Annotated in this window: 13 protein-coding genes; 12 read left to right on the top strand and 1 reads right to left on the bottom strand. The window is 41.5% G+C overall.

The window, feature by feature from the left end:
• The first annotated feature begins 209 nt into the window (after window positions 1–209).
• The 8 genes from ACMZOO_RS07065 to ACMZOO_RS07030 all read left to right on the top strand — a co-directional run bounded on the left by ACMZOO_RS07065 (window position 210) and on the right by ACMZOO_RS07030 (window position 11717).
• The gene (locus tag ACMZOO_RS07065) at window positions 210–3545 is read left to right on the top strand and encodes a DUF2126 domain-containing protein (RefSeq protein ID WP_440905993.1); all 3336 of its coding nucleotides are present in this window, start codon (window positions 210–212) and stop codon (window positions 3543–3545) included.
• Between the two features lie 95 nt (window positions 3546–3640).
• Entirely contained in the window at window positions 3641–6163 is a 2523-nt protein-coding gene (locus ACMZOO_RS07060) for a circularly permuted type 2 ATP-grasp protein (protein WP_440905992.1), read from the top strand.
• Complete coding sequence (locus tag ACMZOO_RS07055; protein ID WP_440905991.1) at window positions 6160–7038, top strand: transglutaminase family protein; 879 nt, start codon at window positions 6160–6162, stop codon at window positions 7036–7038. The genes ACMZOO_RS07060 and ACMZOO_RS07055 overlap by 4 nt, the downstream gene beginning before the upstream one ends.
• A gap of 40 nt (window positions 7039–7078) precedes the next feature.
• A complete protein-coding gene (locus ACMZOO_RS07050; protein WP_440905990.1) occupies window positions 7079–8533 on the top strand; it encodes a circularly permuted type 2 ATP-grasp protein in 1455 nt (484 codons plus the stop codon).
• Between the two features lies 1 nt (window position 8534).
• Window positions 8535–9455, top strand: coding sequence for an alpha-E domain-containing protein (locus ACMZOO_RS07045; RefSeq protein WP_440905989.1), 921 nt, complete (start codon window positions 8535–8537; stop codon window positions 9453–9455).
• A 254-nt stretch (window positions 9456–9709) separates the two neighbouring features.
• A complete protein-coding gene (locus ACMZOO_RS07040; RefSeq protein ID WP_440905988.1) occupies window positions 9710–10411 on the top strand; it encodes an AAA family ATPase in 702 nt (233 codons plus the stop codon).
• Window positions 10374–10709, top strand: coding sequence for a hypothetical protein (locus ACMZOO_RS07035; protein ID WP_440905987.1), 336 nt, complete (start codon window positions 10374–10376; stop codon window positions 10707–10709). The genes ACMZOO_RS07040 and ACMZOO_RS07035 overlap by 38 nt, the downstream gene beginning before the upstream one ends.
• Window positions 10710–10823: 114 nt before the next feature.
• Entirely contained in the window at window positions 10824–11717 is an 894-nt protein-coding gene (locus tag ACMZOO_RS07030) for a phosphoribulokinase (protein ID WP_026016838.1), read from the top strand.
• Between the two features lie 70 nt (window positions 11718–11787).
• Here ACMZOO_RS07030 and plsB read toward each other — a convergent pair whose 3' ends face one another.
• Complete coding sequence (gene plsB, locus ACMZOO_RS07025) at window positions 11788–14244, bottom strand: glycerol-3-phosphate 1-O-acyltransferase PlsB (RefSeq protein WP_440905986.1); 2457 nt, start codon at window positions 14242–14244, stop codon at window positions 11788–11790.
• Window positions 14245–14407: 163 nt separating this feature from the next.
• Here plsB and lexA point away from each other — a divergent pair, with 163 nt between their 5' ends.
• From lexA to ACMZOO_RS07005, 4 genes are all read left to right on the top strand, one after another.
• On the top strand, window positions 14408–15031 hold the full coding sequence (lexA, locus tag ACMZOO_RS07020) for a transcriptional repressor LexA (RefSeq protein ID WP_440905985.1): 624 nt from the start codon (window positions 14408–14410) through the stop codon (window positions 15029–15031).
• A gap of 370 nt (window positions 15032–15401) precedes the next feature.
• On the top strand, window positions 15402–16526 hold the full coding sequence (gene coxB, locus ACMZOO_RS07015; protein ID WP_440906289.1) for a cytochrome c oxidase subunit II: 1125 nt from the start codon (window positions 15402–15404) through the stop codon (window positions 16524–16526).
• Between the two features lie 13 nt (window positions 16527–16539).
• Window positions 16540–18165, top strand: coding sequence for a cytochrome c oxidase subunit I (gene ctaD / locus ACMZOO_RS07010; protein WP_440905984.1), 1626 nt, complete (start codon window positions 16540–16542; stop codon window positions 18163–18165).
• A 13-nt stretch (window positions 18166–18178) separates the two neighbouring features.
• Window positions 18179–18769: a cytochrome c oxidase assembly protein gene (locus ACMZOO_RS07005; RefSeq protein WP_440905983.1), complete on the top strand. Its 591-nt coding sequence runs from the start codon at window positions 18179–18181 to the stop codon at window positions 18767–18769.
• Window position 18770 lies beyond the last annotated feature (1 nt).

The raw sequence follows: 18770 nt of genomic DNA, 5'->3' as shown, positions 1-18770 counted from the left end.
GTTTGAAGTCCTAATTTTTGCGGCGAGAAATATAAAACATATGCGATTTTCTTCAAGTCAGTTCAATTGGTTGCTGTTATTTGAAACGAGCTAAAACAAAAAGACTAGGTTGAAAAATTTATTAAAATTTAATCAATACCTCTTGCAGTTTAAATCATTTACTGGGAAATTAACTGCATGGGCATTTGTTGCCAAAAGAGGAATTAATTATGACCATACGGGTTGGGGTCACCCACCATACGGAATATAACTACGACCGCGCCATTCAATTAGAGCCGCATATATTTCGTTTACGTCCTGCACCACACAGTCGCACTCCTATTGTTAGTTATTCTTTAAAAATCTATCCCGAAAATCATTTTATCAACTGGCAACAAGACCCTTTTGGTAACTATTTAGCCCGCGTCGTCTTCCCTGAAAAAACTGACAAGTTTTATTTCACCGTAGATGTAGTCGCGGATATGACTGTGATTAACCCGTTCGACTTTTTTGTTGAAACTTATGCGCAGCATTATCCATTTGCTTACCCAGAACAAACCAAAAAAGATTTAGCCCCTTATCTTGAATGTCTAACGGTCAGCAAACAATTTGCCGAATTAATTGCCGAAGTCAAAAGCAAATATACTAAAGGCGACGAAGTCGCAATTGTCGACTTTGTGGTCAATGCCAATCGCCATATATATGAAATGGTTAAATATGGCATTCGCTTAGAACCGGGTGTACAAACAGTTGACGAAACCTTAGAGAAAAAATCAGGCTCGTGCCGCGATTCCGCATGGTTATTAGTGCAATTGCTGCGCAATTTAGGTTTAGCTACACGTTTTGTTTCGGGTTATCTAATTCAACTAACGCCGGATGAAAAATCACTCGATGGCCCAAGTGGCCCAGAAGAAGACTTTACCGATTTACACGCATGGGCTGAAGTGTATATTCCAGGCGCAGGTTGGATTGGGTTAGATCCAACTTCTGGTTTATTTGCTAGCGAAGGGCATATCCCACTTGCTTGTACTCCAGAGCCAACCTCTGCGGCACCTGTCTCGGGCGCACTGGAAATGTGTGAAAGTGAATTTAGTTACTCGAATAAGGTAAAACGTCTGGTGGAAATGCCACGGGTAACTAAACCTTATTCAGAAGCGCAGTGGGCAGAGATGAATCAGCTAGGGACTAAAGTTGACCAGTTGATGCAACAACAGGGTATTGAATTAACCATGGGCGGTGAACCCACTTTTATTTCTGTTGACGATATGGAAAGCGCCCAATGGAATACCGCAGCCGATGGTGTAGAAAAACGTATTTTAGCGCACAAACTTTTTGTCAAAATGCAGCAAACTTTTACCAAAGGTGCGTTTAGCCACTTTGGTCAAGGAAAGTGGTATCCGGGTGAACCTTTGCCGCGTTGGCAATACGCCAGTTATTGGCGCAAAGACGGCGAGCCAATTTGGCACAAACCTGAATTATTGGCCGATGTGCATAAAGATTATCAAATAACCGAACAACAAGCGCAGCAGTTTAGCTCAGCGCTGGCTGAGCAATTAGGTTTACCGGCACAAGCTATCACCACAGCTTATGAAGATGTGCTTTATCACTTGTGGCAAGAAGGCTGTTTACCGCAAGACCCAAGCCCGAAACAACCTGAATTATTAGATGCTATGAGCCGTAAAGGCTTTTTAGCCAAAATGGAAAAAGGTTTAGACAAAGCAGCTGGTTTTGTTATGCCTATTCAGTGGGATTTTGGCCAGAATTGTTGGCAGACTTGTAGGTGGACTTTTAAACGCGAACATTGTTTTTTATTGCCGGGTGACTCACCTATTGGTTATCGTTTACCGCTAAATAGTTTAGGCGCAGCCGCCGAGTTTATTGAACGTGACCCAACTAGTATACCTGCTAGTTTTGACCATGAACTTGGTCAAGCTTATACACAAAAACAAGCAGGTTATTTAGGCAGTCAATTACTGAAAACTGCTTTGGCAATTGAAGCGCGAGATGGTCAGTTGTGCATATTTATGCCGCCACTCACTCATGTGGAACATTATTTAAAACTAGTTAATGCGATAGAAACAGTTGCAGATAAACTGGCGATCCCTGTGGTGTTAGAAGGTTATACACCACCGCATGACAGCCGCATTGAAAAATTTGCTGTTACACCAGATCCAGGTGTGATTGAGGTCAACATTCATCCATCTACCAGTTGGTTGCAGTTGGTAGAGCGTACACAAACCTTGTACAAATTGGCCAAACAAAGTCGATTAGGCACAGATAAGTTTATGGTCGATGGTCGCCATACAGGTACAGGTGGTGGCAACCATGTGACTATGGGCGCATCTACACCACTCAATAGCCCGTTTTTACGCAGGCCAGATGTGCTACGCAGCTTTATAACCTATTGGCAGCATCATCCTGGGTTGTCTTATTTATTCTCAGGTTTATTTATTGGCCCAACTAGCCAAGCACCAAGGGTAGATGAAGCACGTGACGAATTATTGTACGAACTAGAAATAGCCTTTGCCCACATGCCACAAGGCGAAGTACCGCAGCCTTGGTTGGTTGACCGTTTATTACGTCATTTATTAGTGGATTTAACTGGTAATACCCACAGAGCCGAATTTTGTATCGACAAACTTTACTCGCCAGATTCAGCGACAGGTCGTTTAGGCATAGTTGAGTTCCGTGGTTTTGAAATGCCGCCGCACGAGCGTATGAGTTTGATGCAAATGCTGTTGTTAAGAACACTTTTGGTCTGGTTCTGGCAAACGCCATATCACAAACCTTTAGTGCGCTGGGGCACAGAGTTGCACGATAAGTTTTTATTGCCCGAATATGTAAAACAAGACATAGCGCAAATTTGTCGTGACTTGCAAACTGCTGGTTTTAATATGCATTTGGCTTGGTTTGAGCCTTTCTTAGAATTCCGCTTCCCGGTTTGTGGTAAACGCGAAATTGACCAAGTGCAATTGGAATTGCGCACCGCAATTGAACCTTGGCATGTATTGGGTGAAGAATCGACCTCCACAGGTACAGCACGTAGTGTGGATTCGTCACTTGAACGTGTGCAGTTAAAAGTAAAAGGTTTAGTCGGTGATAGATATATAGTGACTTGTAATGGCCGCCGTTTACCGATGAAACAAACGACAGATAAAGGCGCTATGGTTGCCGGAATTCGCTTTAGGGCTTGGCAGCCACCAAATGCATTGCACCCAACTATTGGTGTGCACGCACCTTTGGTATTTGATGTTTATGACAACTGGACTGGCCGTTCAATTGGTGGTTTTACCTACCATGTATCACACCCGGGTGGTCGCAGTTTTGCAACTTTCCCGGTGAATGCATTCGAGGCGGAAGGGCGCAGGTTAGCGCGCTTCTGGCAACATGGACATACGCCAAATACTTATGTGGAGTGGCAAGAAGATGCGCCAGTTTGGCATCCAAGCCAAATGCAATATAGAGTGGAAGCACACGAAGCAATTGCAGATTTTATTGTACCGGCGGAAGAGTCTTTTAATAAAGATTATCCGCATACGCTGGATCTGCGCAGACCTGTGCGCTAGCCATAAATGACTAACGTTTATCTAATTTAGCTCGGTTTGGGCAAACTAGGTATATACTAGAGAGACAGCACTTGTACTACAGCGAATCTCACACAATGTTAGAAATGCCTAGCTGGCTCGCCAGCTATTTAAATGGCTCACATGTCCATGATGAAGTGGAGCACCACTGCGGTGGTGACACCACGCATTGGGATGTTCTATTTGCGCGCTTAGCCAATTTATCCGAAAAAGACATACACCTGCGCAGCAACGAAATTAAACGCTTGTTGCAAGACAGCGGCGTGACCCATACAGGCGCCCAATCTAGTTGGCGGCTTGATCCCATGCCGTTGATGTTGTCCGAAGGTGATTGGCAAATTATCCAAGATGGGGTTAAGCAGCGCACTCAGTTATTGATCCGCACAGCGCAAGATATTTATGGCTCACAACAGCTCATGCTTAACGGCATTTTAGATGCACGAGCTATACAAGCATCACCTTTATATATTCGTGAAAAAAACAGTTTTGCGGCAAACGCCAACCCAATCTTTATTGCAGCATTCGACATTTACCGCGATGCAGATGGTTTATTTAAAGTTAAATCAGACCATCTACAAAGCCCACAAGGTCTCGGCTTATTATTAGAAAACCGCATTATTGCTCGTCGAGTCATGGGCGACGAATTTGCTGAATGTAATGTGCAGCGCATTGCCAACTTTTTCGGTAAATTTCAGCAAAATATTAATGATTTAACGACTGGCTTGCGCGATCCACGGGTGGTTATTTTAAGCCGAGGTCCAGATGATCCCTATTATTCTGAACACGCGTTTCTATCTTCATACATGGGTTACACGCTAGTCAACAGTGCCGACTTAACAGTGCGCAAAGGCAAAGTTTGGTTAAAATCGCTGAAGGGGTTACGCAAAGTTGATGTAATTGTGCGCTGGTTAGCCGACAATGTGCTCGACTCACTTGAACAAACTGATTATTCAATTGATGGTATCCCTGGGCTATTCCAAGCTATTCGCGAAGGCAGTGTGCATATAGTCAACCCGGTTGGTTGTGGCATACTCGAAATACCTCAAGTTAAAAGTAAACTTGAGCAAATTTCACAGTATTTTAATCGCCAATCACTAATCTTACCTGAAGCGCAACCTAGCCCACTGACTGCCGCTGACTTAGATAATTTATTACCTAATTTAGCCGATTACCAAATAGGTCGCTTTTCCCAAGCTGAATTTATGCTGGACGGCGAAGGCCAAGCTGAAAATATTATGTCTTTGTTTGATGGTTTATCTAGCGAACAAATGGCAGATTATTATTATTTGAAAAAAGCTAAATATAGCAGTGCGCCATTTTGGGATGATCACAATTTAGTCGCCCAACCTATTGTTATGCGCTGCTTTACTTTGGTTTCTGGCAATAACATTGAGGTATTACCATCTGCATTATGTTTTTCTGCCACTGGGATTAAATCAACACCAACAGCTGGTTGGATTAAAGACACTTGGATCCGCAGCAATACCCCACAAACCAGCATTCGCAATTTGCCTAAATTAACTAAAGAGATGTCAGATTTAGCTCTGTTAGATGGGGTAATACCATCGCGCACAGCCGAAAATTTATATTGGTTAGGCCGTTATTTAGAGCGTGGTGAAAACACAGTACGTATGCTCAGGGTGCTCATTGACAGATTCACCGAATTTGCCATATACCCAGACAGCAACAATAAAGCTATTGTCAGCCGACTCGTTGAAGCTGTGGTTAATCAAGCTGTGGTGTTTCCATATGCGGAACAAAATATCAGTCAAAGTGAAACTCAGTCGTACATTCCACGTGAAATCGCCATTCAGTTATTTGCCGATCAAGAATTCAGCGGCAGTTTAATTAATACATTAAAAGCGCTGAAAAACAGTGCTTTGCAGGTACGTGAATTATTGTCACTAGATAGTTGGCGCATTATTGATGATATTAACGATGAAATTCGTCGCATCGCTAAATCGCCCGCTTCAGCTTCTACACGTGTGATGCAAGCCACCATTGACCGCATCATAGGCTTTTTAATGGCGTTTAATGGTTCAACCTCTGACAGTATGGCCAATAGCAATGGCTGGTTTATGTTGGATATTGGCCGCAGGGTCGAACGCTCAACACAAATTGCCAGTGTCTGTGAACATTTGTTAGGTCAGTCATTATCGGAAATTGAGCAGCTAAGCATGTTAGAAGCTGTGTTGTCGACCCAAGTTAGCTTGATTACGCATAAGCGCCGTTATCGCATGTATCAAAGCACAGAAACTGGCTTGGAGCTGTTGATCTTAGATGGTGATTATCCACGTAGTTTGCTTTATCAAGTTGAACAGCTAGCACAGTTGTGCAAATTTTTACCCGACAATAGCGTGCGCGGCATGTTACCAGCGCATGCTAAATTGTTATTAAAAATGCAAACTCAATGTCACTTAGCCGATAGAGAAACTTTAGCCCTTGCAACAGAAGGGCAACGCATTGAGCTAATTGAATTAATGCAGTCGGTCAAAGTGAGTTTAGAACGATTTGGCGATATGCTGTTATTACAATATTTCTCACATACTAAAACTGCAACTCCGCTCAACTCTATGTTTGGGAGTATAGATAAATCGTGAAATATACAATCAAACACACAACGACATATAGTTACAGTGAGCCGGTAAATTTATGTCAAAACCATGCGCGCTTAACACCTATAAGCAATCAGTATCAGCAGTGTTTAACCACAGAAATAGTCACATCTCCCACTGTGGATTATTTGCAAAGTTTTATCGACTATTTTGGCAATCGAGTGTCTGTATTTGATATTCCAACCCAACACGAAGTGCTGCAAGTTACCGCTATTAGCGAAGTGGAAATTTATAATCGTCAGCAAATTAATATGCTCGGCTGGCAAATGCCTTGGGAGTCTGTGGTACAGGCGTTGGCGAATCCTATTACCCCACAAACGTTAAAAGCAGCCGAGTTTACTTTGGTCTCGGCTTTTACTCGCTACCAAGCTGAAATGAAAGATTATGCTTTGCAGTCATTCACGCCAAACCGACCTATTGTCGAAGCGTGCGAAGATTTAATGGCGCGAATTTTTAGCGACTTTCAGTATGAGTCTGGTGCTACTACAATTAGTACACCACTTGCTGAAGTTTTTGCCTCGAAAAAGGGCGTTTGTCAGGACTTTGCACACTTTGCGCTCGCCTGTTTGCGCAGTATTGGTTTGGCGGGTCGATATGTCAGTGGTTATATAGAAACTTTTCCACCAGAAGGTCAAGAAAAGTTAGAAGGCGCAGATGCAACTCACGCTTGGTTTGCATTGTATGTGCCGGATGTTGGTTGGGTAGATTTTGATCCAACCAATAATGTTTTACCCAATGATCAACATATAACATTAGCAGTTGGTCGGGATTTTGCAGATGTTACTCCACTTAAAGGTATAGTTTTTGGTGGCGGTATGCACCAATTAGCAGTTGCAGTAGATATGAAACGACACGAGTAGGGTTTTAGTTCAAAGCATAGCGGCATAGAAGGAGTTCGCCATGGCAATTGAGTGGCAAAAATATCAAACCAAACCATTTTATGATGAGTTAATTGGTTCTGATGGTAGAGCAAGAAAACAGTGTGAAATATTAGCGGACTATCTAGCCAAGCTAAAAAAAGATGAGTTAAACACAGCTAAAGCTGCAGCAGACTTTGCTATCAAAGAAATGGGCATTAGTTTTACTGTGTATAGCGAAGGTTCGAATATCGACAGGTCTTGGCCTATGGATATAGTACCTAGGGTGATTTGCAAAAAAGAGTGGCAACAAGTTGAAGCTGGCTTAAAACAACGTGTGCATGCGCTCAATTTGTTTATCGACGATTTATATCATAAACAACAAATCATTAAAGACGGCATTTTTCCCGCTGAGTTGTTATCCAAATCAGTCAACTTTCGCAAACAATGTGTTGGCATTAATCCACCAAAAGGCATTTGGGCGCACATTTGTGGCTCAGACTTAGTACGTGATGGCAAAGGGCAAATGTACGTGCTTGAAGACAACTTGCGTGTACCTTCAGGTGTGTCTTATATGATTGAAAACCGCTCAGTGATGAAGCGGGTTTTTCCTGAAATATTTGAGCAATTAGAAATTGCCCCTGTGCATGATTACCCATCCCAGTTGTTTGATATGCTAGCCAATATGTCACCGCGCAGCGGCGACACGCCAGAAGTGGTGGTGTTAACGCCTGGTATCTATAACTCCGCCTATTTTGAACATTGTTATTTAGCGCAAGAAATGGGCTGCGAGTTAGTTGAAGGCCGCGATTTACTGGTAAAAGATGACGATTGCGTATATATGCGCACCATTTATGGCTTGAAGCGTGTCGATGTTATTTACCGCCGCATTGACGATTTATTCTTAGACCCAGAAGCTTTTAACCCTGATTCAATGTTAGGTGTTGCTGGTTTATTGCGCGCATGGAAAAAAGGCAACGTCGCTTTGGTGAATGCGCCAGGTGCTGGGGTTGCTGACGACAAAGTAGTGTATTCGTTTGTACCAGAAATCATCAAATATTATTTGGATGAAGAAATTAAGTTGCCGAACGTGCCAACTTACAAGTGCATGAATAAAGATGAACTGGCTTATGTGATTGAGCATATTGATGAGCTGGTGGTCAAACCTGCCAATGAGTCTGGTGGTTATGGTTTGATGATAGGGCCAAAAGCGACTAAAAAAGAGCATCAAGAGTGTATTAAACGCATTAAAGCTGATCCGCGCAATTATATCGCGCAGCCAACTTTGAGTTTATCGACAGTGCCAACTTTAGTAGATGACCATGTAGAAGGTCGCCATGTTGATTTACGCCCATTTATATTGTCTAGCGGCGATGATATCCAAGTAACGACAGGTGGCTTAACCCGTGTGGCTTTGGTTAAAGGTTCGCTAGTGGTTAATTCATCACAAGGTGGTGGCAGTAAAGATACTTGGATAGTCGATACGGAGGGTCAATAACATGTTATCAAGAGTGGTTGAAACTCTATACTGGACTGCGCGTTATGTTGAACGAGCAGAAAACGTTGCGCGCTTGGTTAATGTAAATAACCTATTGCTGATGGATTTACCTAAAGGTATATCAACCGGCTGGGAACCCATTATCGACATTATTGGCGCAAAAGACGCTTTTTATCAAAACCACAAAGAGTGTAATGACAGAAGCGCAATTAAGTTTTTATTAGTGGGCGGGCAAAATCCATCATCAATTTTAAATTCAATGTGGTTAGCGCGAGAAAACGCTCGCACAGTGCGCGATGTTATTCCGCGTGCCGTGTGGGAAGGCATTAACTCTTTATATCATTACGTTAAAGAGAACCAAAACGAAGGTATTGGTAAGCGCGGTCGTTTTGGTTATTTAAAATATGTAATTGAACAAGCGCACTTAATTTTTGGTGCTTTGGATGCAACCATAAACCATGATATCGGTTATCGTTTTATCCGCTTTGGTTCAATTTTAGAACGGGCGGATATGACTACACGTATTTTAGATGTGCGTTCAGCTAGCTTAATTGAATCGGATGTTAATCGCCCATTTGAAAATATTCAGTGGATCAGCGTATTACGCTCTTTTAGCGCCTACCAAATGTATCGCCAACAAATGGGCATACGCGTCAGACGCGAAGATGTCCTTGAGTTTATGTTGCATAGCGAGGTATTTCCGCGTTCAGTATTATATTGTTTAAATGAATTGGCGGAGGTGATTAAACCTGTACCTAATTCCGAGCAATTAAACAGTATATTTGAACAAGCAAATAAAAAGCTAACGCATGCAAATGTGCGCAAATTGAAAAATGGAGAGCTACACAAATTTATGGATGATATTCAAATAGAACTGGCACATGTACACAGCAAACTGGCTAAGTTATATTTTCTGAAGTAATGCCTCAAAAATAGCCCAAGCATATTAGCTGGGCTATTTATAATCCTGCATTTATCCCGTTAGTTTAGCTGCTACCCCAGAGCAAAAAGTTTCGATTTTGTGAGCCGGTTATAAAATAAGCTATCTTAGTTCCAAAATGATCTAACAAAAGAAACAAACTATGGCTACACTGTATATGCAACAAATGGTTTGTTGTTCATATATTCATTGGTAGCGAAGTGGTCTTCGCTGCTTGTACCAAGAGGATAGTAGTTATGATTTTGTTAGTCGGTGGAGAAAAAGGCGGCAGTGGTAAAAGTTGCCTAGCCCAAAATATCGCAGTTTATTTAGCCAAAGAACAAGGCGCTAACGTTATGTTAGTTGACTGCGACCCGCAAAAAACCACATCAGATTGGATCCAAACCCGCCATAGCAGCCCTGAACTTGAATGGATAAGCTGTGTGCAATTGTTTGGTAAAGTTCGTTATGAACTGCAAGGATTTGAGCGTAATTACGATTACGTCATTATTGACTGTGGTGGCCGAGACAGTGCAACTTTACGTTCCGCACTTTCGGTAGCAACACACGTTTTAATTCCAATGCGTCCAAAACGTCGTGATTTAAAAACTGTCCCGCACGTGGAGGAGTTGATCAATACATGTAAAATGATTAATCCAACTATGCGTGAAGCTGTGGTTATGACTCAATGTCCGTCATTGCCTAATCAAGCAAATCGAATTCTTGAAGCTAAAGACGTCTGTAAAAGTTATGGTTTAAATGTACTCAATTCAGTGACTTTTAGCCGTAATGTTTATGACGATAGCGAAGAACAAGGCTCTTCAGTGATTGAACAAGATCCGCAAGGAAAAGCCGCTGAAGAAATTCGTTCGATTATTCAAGAAGTGATGAACTTGCCAATTGAGGTAGATGATTATGGGCATGGCCGATCTGAAGAAAACTTGCTCAAAGCCGTATAAGCTAGCTGAATTTGACGTTGACGATTTTATTGATGATGTAGATAACTATACCCACGGACGGCAAAGTTTTATCTTTCCACCACAATTGACTGTGGTAGATGGTAAAAATGACAAAGGGATGAGTGAGCTATCTGTGCGTAAAAATGCGACATTTTCGTTGAATATTGATTGTATTGCAGAGCTAAACTTATTAGCTGAAACACATCAGACCAATAAGTCTAAGCTCATTCGCGCCCTGATTAGTCAATTTTCTGAACTGAGTGACAGTGAGCAGCGAGCAATATTGGCCCAGCTATAATTTAGCTCTATTTAATTGTTGTAGTTAACGTGGAAATTTCGATTTAGTGTCGCTTTTTCTATGCCGACTGTGGTTAAATTAGGCATCTTAATTTATGTCTTGAGTAACCAGTGTATGTCAGCAAAGCATCCTATTATTGCGATTACTGGCTCGTCGGGCGCAGGCACGTCAACTACAACTAAGGCGTTTCGCCATATATTTCGTAGTTTCGATATTAAAGCCGCAGAGGTGGAAGGTGACAGCTTCCATCGATTTACCCGTGCTGAAATGGAAGTTGAAATCCGTAAAGCTGAAGAGCAAGGTCGTCATATTAGCTATTTTGGCCCTGAAGCAAATGATTTTGCTTTGCTAGAAGAGCTGTTTAAAACTTACGGCGATAGTGGCAGTGGTCGTCTACGTCGTTATCTACACTCGTTTGATGAAGCCGTGCCGTATAATCAAATGCCGGGTACTTTTACCCCTTGGCAGGAACTACCTGAATCTGACTTGCTGTTCTATGAAGGTTTACACGGTGGTGTGGTGAATGATGAGGTAAATGTCGCTGAGCAAGTTGATTTGCTGATAGGCATGGTGCCTATTGTTAACTTGGAATGGATTCAAAAAATTATTCGCGACACAACTGACAGAGGTCATAGCCATGAAGCTGTGATGGCGTCTATTGTACGTAGTATGGACGACTATATAAATTATATTACGCCGCAGTTTAGCCGCACCCACATTAACTTTCAGCGTGTACCTACAGTTGATACCTCTAACCCATTTTCGGCCAAAGATATTCCAAGCTTAGATGAAAGTTTTGTTGTGATCCGTTTTCGTGGAACTAAAGGCGTCGATTTTCCATATTACTTAAATATGATTGATGGCGCTTTTATGTCGAGAGTGAATACTATGGTTGTGCCCGGTGGTAAAATGGGCTTGGCTATGGAGTTAATTATTACGCCGCTAATTGAAGACTTAATGAAGCGTAAAGGTAAAAAAATAACCCCGACAGATTGGTTATTGCGCTAGTAAAGGGGATGTGGCGGGAAAATGAGGACAGCTATTTACTGTCCTCAGTTCTGATTCGCGATAATGGGGATTATTCACCTTTATCGGCAGAAGCATGGCGTATGGTATTAAACACATCACCATCAATTAAATCGAAGATCACTTCCGCTAGTTGAGCCAATGCAGGCGACGCAATAAAACGTCCTTCTTCTTTAATGACAATCAGCTCTCTGTCTTTTAACTCTCCAACAAATTGAGTCAAGATAGATTTATCAGTAAATTCTGGCCCTTTAATATCATGCATTTTCGCTAGGTATTTAGCGGCTTCTTGCGCTGTGCGCTCAAGCTCAGAGCGGCTTAACCCATTCGGGTGAGCTTCTAAGGTTTGCAATACAATAGCGTATCTTTGCAAGGTTTCTTGGGCAATCAAACTAAGTAAATGTAGCTGTAAATATGGCGGCTGAGCATGGTCTACAGCAGACACTTTCTCACCTTGCAGCTCGATCACTAGGTAATTTTGCATAGTTTGCAAACAATGGTCTATGTGCTGATTTAATGCTGTTTCATCAACACTAAAGAAGTATTCGTTGCCGAGTATAGGTGATATCTGTTGAACAACTTGGTAGATTTTTTGTTTATCCACAGTCGCATTTTCCAACAAGATAGCCGCAATGATAGAGGGAATAACGTATAAGTGAATGATGTTATTTCGGTAATAACTCATTTCAACAACTTGTTCGGCCGCTATGCTAACTGTGGTTTGTTCACCTTTTTCTTCAACAAACTTTTCCATTTTTAAGGCATTATTGACCAGCTCAACAACATTGTCTTCAGGAGGCAAAGTCATATTGTTAAATGGAGAATCGTTTTTGTGTAAATCTATCAGTAAAGCTAATTGCGACTCTAAATCGTCTCTGAACAGCGTTTGTTTGTTGGCAAGAGCCAATGTCATTGCGGTTAAGGTTACGCCATTTAAAGCAGCTGCATGGTTGATATTGCGCATTATTTTTTCGCTTAAATTCGTGATGTAACCATTTAACCAAGCTGGTTTAGGTGGGTAATAGGGATCACAATCTTTTTTCCAATCAGCTTGATATTCAGTCATATCTTTATTCAGTTTAATTGGCTGACCGAAATTTACATAACCTCTACCGAAGTGACGTAAATTTTTTAAGATAGAAAATAAATGTAACCATGACTCTTTTTTCTTCTTTTCACCTTTTAATTCACGCAAATAAGTTTTTACTTCCATGACGTGCTCGTAACCTATATATACAGGAACTAAGGTGACAGGACGCTCAAGGTTTCTCAGCATGGTTTGCACTGTCATAGCCAACATGCCGGTTTTCGGTTTTAACAAACGCCCTGTGCGCGAACGGCCCGACTCAGGATAAAACTTGATTGCATAACCTTTGCTAATGAGCTGGGCTAAATATTCACGAAATGTCTCTGAATAAAGTTTATTGCCGCGGAATGAACGACGGATAAAAAATGCACCGGCGCGACGGAATATTGGGCCCATAGGCCAAAAGTTTAAATTAACCCCTGCTGCGATATGTGGTGGTACTAAACCTTGGTAATAAATTACATAAGTGAGCAGTAGGTAATCCATATGGCTACGATGACAAGGTACATAGATAAGCTCATGACCATCTTGTGCAAGTTTACGTACAGCATCGCCATTTTTCACTTCAAGACCAGAATAGAGTTTGTTCCAAACCCAAGTCATAATACGATCAAGCAGTCTAATGTGGCTTTCACGATAATCGGCAGACATTTCGTCCAAATAGGATTTTGCTGTTTGACGGGCTTTTTCGATTGGAATATTTTTACTTTTCGCTTCGTCTTCAATCGCTTTTTTTATAACAGGGGACGCTAATAACGAGGTAATTAAATTATCGCGTTGCCATAAACGCGGCCCTGCCATAGCAAGACGTTGGCGCTGGAAGTGAAAACGCGCAACACGTAACAATTTGTGGCTGATTTCATCATCTGAACCATAGTTTTCAACAACATGACGAATGGATAGCGGTTCATTAATTGAAATGAAGTTATCTCGGCCGGAAAACAACACTATAAAGAACTTTTTCAACCAGCTAGGTTTTCTTTGGTCGTTGAACAAGGTTTTTATGTTATTGGTTTCAACACCCGGTGAGCGCCCCCAAGCGACAAAACAAGGCACAAGTTTGGCGTCTAAATCTGTGTTGACTGTATGTAAATCCAATACGGTTTGTATTTGTGCTTTCGCGTCGGTTTCACCAGACGATTTTTGTAACACAGGTTGTAATTTATCTAAACACACGTAGCGGCGAAACAGCTGCTCACCAATTTTTACCGGCTTAAATGGGCTAGGTAAACCTGCTTTACTACAGGCTCGTTTTAACACCAATAAATCGGTTATCGAATCGTGTTTTAATACATAAAATATTGGCTGTGTACCACAGTCTTGTGTGAGCTTATCAAACTGGCCTAATACCAATTTTGACTTTGTTAACAAGCGTGTGGGGTATTCAATTAAATAGCTGAATAGCTTTTTGTAGTCAGTCATCTAATAACAAGTAGAAAAAAATTTGCCGTTATTGTAGCACGGCAACTTATTATTTGGTTAGCTTCGGATTTTGCAAATGTTGGATTAAATTCAGCTTGAGCTTGTGTTTTTATCTAGCCTGTATATACTAACAGTACTTTGTACTGTATGGATAAACATTGTTATGCGCCCACTCACGCCAAGACAAAGCGAAATATTACAGCTGATAAAAGACAATATTCAAGAAACTGGCATGCCACCAACGCGTGCTGAAATAGCGAAAATTTTAGGTTTTAAATCACCCAATGCTGCGGAAGAACACTTAAAAGCGTTAGCGAAAAAAGGTGTGATTGAGATTATGGCCGGTACCTCACGTGGTATTCGCTTAGTTGCCCAAGATGGTGACTTAGTTGAAGAGGAAGGTTTACCGCTAATTGGCCGTGTAGCGGCTGGTAACCCAATATTAGCAACTGAACACGTTGAACAACACTATAAAGTTGACCCTGCATTGTTTCGACCAAATGCAGATTTTTTACTGCGTGTACACGGCGACAGTATGATAGATGTTGGTATTTTAGATGGTGACCTATTGGCTGTACATAAAACTCAAACTGCACAAAATGGTCAAGTTGTGGTAGCTCGGGTCGAAGATGACGTAACTGTTAAACGTTATCAACAAAAAGGCCATAAAGTTATTCTAATTGCCGAAAATGCTGATTTTGCACCAATAGAAGTTGATTTAACCACTACACCTTTTGCAATTGAAGGTTTAGCTGTTGGTGTTGTTAGAAGTACAGGTGGCTTCTAAGTTTTATTTTTCCTTTTTCTCCTTTGTGTAATAAAGAAGAGTGTTAAGTGGTTATTTACCTTGCACTCGCCTTTATTGCTATGATCTTGCCGCTTGCTGTTTTTTCCTTTCAACTAATATCTAATAAATTCCCTCGCTTAATTGTTAAAAAATAAAAATATTTTTGTTTGTTATTGGATCTAATGCAAATCATTGTCTATTTTTTATTCATAACCTATGCAAACGCATGTTTGTATACGCAGTAATAAAATAAAACTAATGTTGTATTAATTGATGTGGGAATCGTTGCGCTAACAATCTAACTTCTACACGCCAATTGATCAGCAAAAAACAAGGAGTTTTAGCTGTGGTCAAAAGAGTTGTTGCATTTATCTTCGCTGTTATAGCGTCTAGCTTATCTTTTGTATGTTTAGCTTCAAACGAGCGGAGTGATCTAAACTTGCCGGTTGGGGTAACAGACATAAGCCAAAAAGTTTATGACTTACATATGACGATATTTTATATCTGTATCGCCATTGGGGTTGTGGTTTTTGGTGCAATGCTGTGGGCTATGGTATTTCACCGTAAATCAAGAGGGGTGAAAGCGGCCAATTTTCATGAAAGCCTAAAAGTGGAAGTGGCATGGACTATAGTACCCTTTTTCATTTTGATTGGTATGGCAATCCCAGCTACAAAAACCTTGTTTGAAATGGAAGACGCTTCCGAGTCTGACATTAGCATTGTCGTGACAGGCTCACAGTGGAAATGGCATTACAAATACCTAGATGATGACATTGAGTTTTATAGTTTGATGTCGACCCCAATGGAACAAATCCAGAATAAATGGGTAAAAGGTGATACCTATTTACTTGAGGTGGATAAACCTTTAGTCATTCCAACCAACCGCAAAGTCCGTTTTTTAATGACTTCAGATGATGTAATTCATAGCTGGTGGGTGCCTGATTTTGCTGTGAAAAAAGATGCAAACCCTGGTTTTATTAATGAAGCTTGGACTCGCGTAAACGAGCCCGGCATTTACCGAGGTCAATGTGCTGAATTATGCGGTAAAGATCATGGTTTTATGCCTGTAGTGGTCAAAGCTTTGCCACCAGAAGAGTTTGATGAGTGGATGGCTCAGCAAAAAGCGCTTAAAGCTGCTGCTGCCGCAGAAGAAGCTAGATTATTGGCAATGAACATGAGCTTTGAAGAGTTGATGAAAGAAGGTGAAGCGGCATACATGGGTTATTGTGCGGCTTGTCATCAAGCCAATGGCGCTGGGTTACCTGGGGTATTTCCATCATTAATTAACAGCCCAATAACCTTGGGTGATGTAAACGGCCATATTGATATAGTGGTTAATGGTAAAAAAGGTACGGCCATGCAAGCTTTTGCTAAACAGATGAGTTTAAAACAAATAGCGGCAGTTGTTACCTACGAGCGCAACGCTTGGGGTATGAACTCCGGCGATTTAGTCCAACCAAAAGATGTTCATCAATTTATAAATCAGGGCGAATAAGGGAGATTAATGTATGAATTCAGTGACTAGCACTCAAGACACTGCTGCGCACGAATCTGACCACGGACATGATTCGCACCATGCACACCACGGTCCTGCTAAAGGGATAAAACGCTGGTTGTATACAACTAATCACAAAGATATTGGCACCTTATATTTATGGTTTGCCTTTATTATGTTTTTAACCGGTGGCGCTATGGCTATGGTGATACGCGCCGAATTATTTCAACCTGGGTTGCAAATAGTTGAGCCACACTTTTTTAATCAAATGACCACAGTGCATGGTTTGATTATGGTATTTGGTGCTGTTATGCCTGCATTTACCGGTTTAGCGAACTGGATGATACCTATGATGATAGGTGCGCCAGATATGGCTTTACCTCGGATGAATAACTTAAGTTTTTGGATTTTGCCTTTTGCTTTTTTAATTCTACTCGCGAGTTTATTTGTTGAAGGTGGTGGCCCTGCATTTGGTTGGACTTTTTATGCGCCTTTATCTACTACTTATAGTGGCGATAGTACTGCTTTGTTTGTATTTTCTGTGCATATTATGGGGATTTCGTCGATTATGGGCGCAATTAACGTAATAGTGACCATTTGGAATATGCGCGCACCAGGCATGACTTGGTTAAAAATGCCATTATTCGTTTGGACTTGGTTGATTACCGCATTTTTATTAATAGCAGTTATGCCTGTATTGGCTGGTGCAGTGACTATGGTGTTAACCGATAAGTTTTTTGGCACCTCGTTTTTTGACGCTGCAGGTGGTGGCGACCCTGTAATGTTCCAGCACATCTTTTGGTTTTTTGGTCACCCTGAAGTTTATATAATGATTTTGCCGGCATTTGGCATTATCTCCACCATAGTGCCAACCTTCAGCCGTAAAAAGCTTTTTGGTTATACCTCTATGGTCTATGCCACAGTATCTATAGCTGGTTTAAGTTTTGTGGTGTGGGCACACCATATGTTTACCACAGGTATGCCGGTTTACGCTGAATTGTTTTTTATGTATTGCACCATGCTGATATCCGTGCCGACCGGCGTTAAGGTGTTTAACTGGGTTGCGACTATGTGGCGCGGTGCCATTTCTTACGAAGTGCCCATGTTGTTTTCTCTGGCCTTTATTGTGTTATTCACTTTTGGTGGCTTCTCAGGTTTGATGTTGGCGATTACCCCGGTTGATTTCCAGTACCACGACACTTATTTTGTTGTCGCCCATTTCCATTATGTATTGGTAACTGGCGCTATATTCTCGCTCATTGCAGCTGCTTATTATTGGTTGCCAAAATGGACAGGCGTTATGTATGACGTTGGTTTAGCCAAGTTACATTTCTGGTGCTCACTTATTTCCGTCAATGTGCTGTTTTTCCCAATGCATTTTGTTGGTTTGGCCGGCATGCCAAGACGTATTCCCGACTATTCAATTCAATTTGCTGATTGGAACCAAATTATCAGTTTAGGTGGCTTTGCCTTTGGTTTATCACAACTTATTTTCTTAGCTGTGTTGATTAAAGCCAGTAAAAAACAAGGTGAGCCAGTGGATAATCAAGTATGGGATGGCGCTGAAGGTTTAGAGTGGACGGTTGCATCACCAGCGCCTTACCACACCTTTAGCACACCACCGAAAATTCAAGATTAAGCAGGTGGATTAAATGTCAGAGCCAATGTCATCCACAGCAAAACAGCAAATGCAACAAGCAAATAGCCGCTTGGTTAAACGCTTGTTGCTAGCGACTGTATTAATGTTTGGTTTTGGTTTTGCACTGGTGCCACTGTACGACGTGTTTTGTGATATCACAGGAATTAATGGCCGTATTTATCAAACAAGCCCAGAAAAAGCTCAAGGAATTGAAGGGCAAAATTTGGTAGCGCCGTTGACTCAAGCTGAACAAAACAACACTGATTTATCCCGCTCAATCAAATTAGAAATGATGACCATCAGCCAAGCTGGTGGTGCCATTTTATTTGAACCTATTGATAAAGTTTTGCGGGTGCATCCTGGGCAAATGGCTGAAGCTAGATTTCGTATCACTAATGTGTCGAAACAAGCTAAATATGTGCAAGCTATTCCTTCGATATCACCCGGGCAAGCTGGTTTGTATTTACATAAAACTGCGTGTTTTTGTTTTGAACAACAGCTTATTGCAGCGAATCAACAAAGCGAATTTGTTATGCAATTTTATTTGGACACAGATATGCCCAAAGATGTATTGCAAATGACTTTAGCTTATACCTTGTATTAGG

It is taken from the genome of Catenovulum sp. SX2, assembly GCF_052056295.1.
Taxonomy (GTDB): domain Bacteria; phylum Pseudomonadota; class Gammaproteobacteria; order Enterobacterales; family Alteromonadaceae; genus Catenovulum.
Note: the sequence above shows the minus strand (reverse complement) of the source record. Positions and strands in the feature narration are given on the sequence as shown.

Excerpts from the sequence above, each read along its gene's own strand:
- ACMZOO_RS07005 (WP_440905983.1), top strand. The coding sequence starts at position 18,179 with ATGTCAGAGCCAATGTCATCCACAGCAAAACAGCAAATGCAACAAGCA.
- ACMZOO_RS07065 (WP_440905993.1), top strand. The coding sequence starts at position 210 with ATGACCATACGGGTTGGGGTCACCCACCATACGGAATATAACTACGAC.
- plsB (WP_440905986.1), bottom strand. The coding sequence starts at position 14,244 with ATGACTGACTACAAAAAGCTATTCAGCTATTTAATTGAATACCCCACA.
- ACMZOO_RS07040 (WP_440905988.1), top strand. The coding sequence starts at position 9,710 with ATGATTTTGTTAGTCGGTGGAGAAAAAGGCGGCAGTGGTAAAAGTTGC.
- ACMZOO_RS07030 (WP_026016838.1), top strand. The coding sequence starts at position 10,824 with ATGTCAGCAAAGCATCCTATTATTGCGATTACTGGCTCGTCGGGCGCA.
- ACMZOO_RS07045 (WP_440905989.1), top strand. The coding sequence starts at position 8,535 with ATGTTATCAAGAGTGGTTGAAACTCTATACTGGACTGCGCGTTATGTT.
- ctaD (WP_440905984.1), top strand. The coding sequence starts at position 16,540 with ATGAATTCAGTGACTAGCACTCAAGACACTGCTGCGCACGAATCTGAC.
- lexA (WP_440905985.1), top strand. The coding sequence starts at position 14,408 with ATGCGCCCACTCACGCCAAGACAAAGCGAAATATTACAGCTGATAAAA.
- ACMZOO_RS07035 (WP_440905987.1), top strand. The coding sequence starts at position 10,374 with ATGGCCGATCTGAAGAAAACTTGCTCAAAGCCGTATAAGCTAGCTGAA.
- ACMZOO_RS07050 (WP_440905990.1), top strand. The coding sequence starts at position 7,079 with ATGGCAATTGAGTGGCAAAAATATCAAACCAAACCATTTTATGATGAG.
- ACMZOO_RS07060 (WP_440905992.1), top strand. The coding sequence starts at position 3,641 with ATGTTAGAAATGCCTAGCTGGCTCGCCAGCTATTTAAATGGCTCACAT.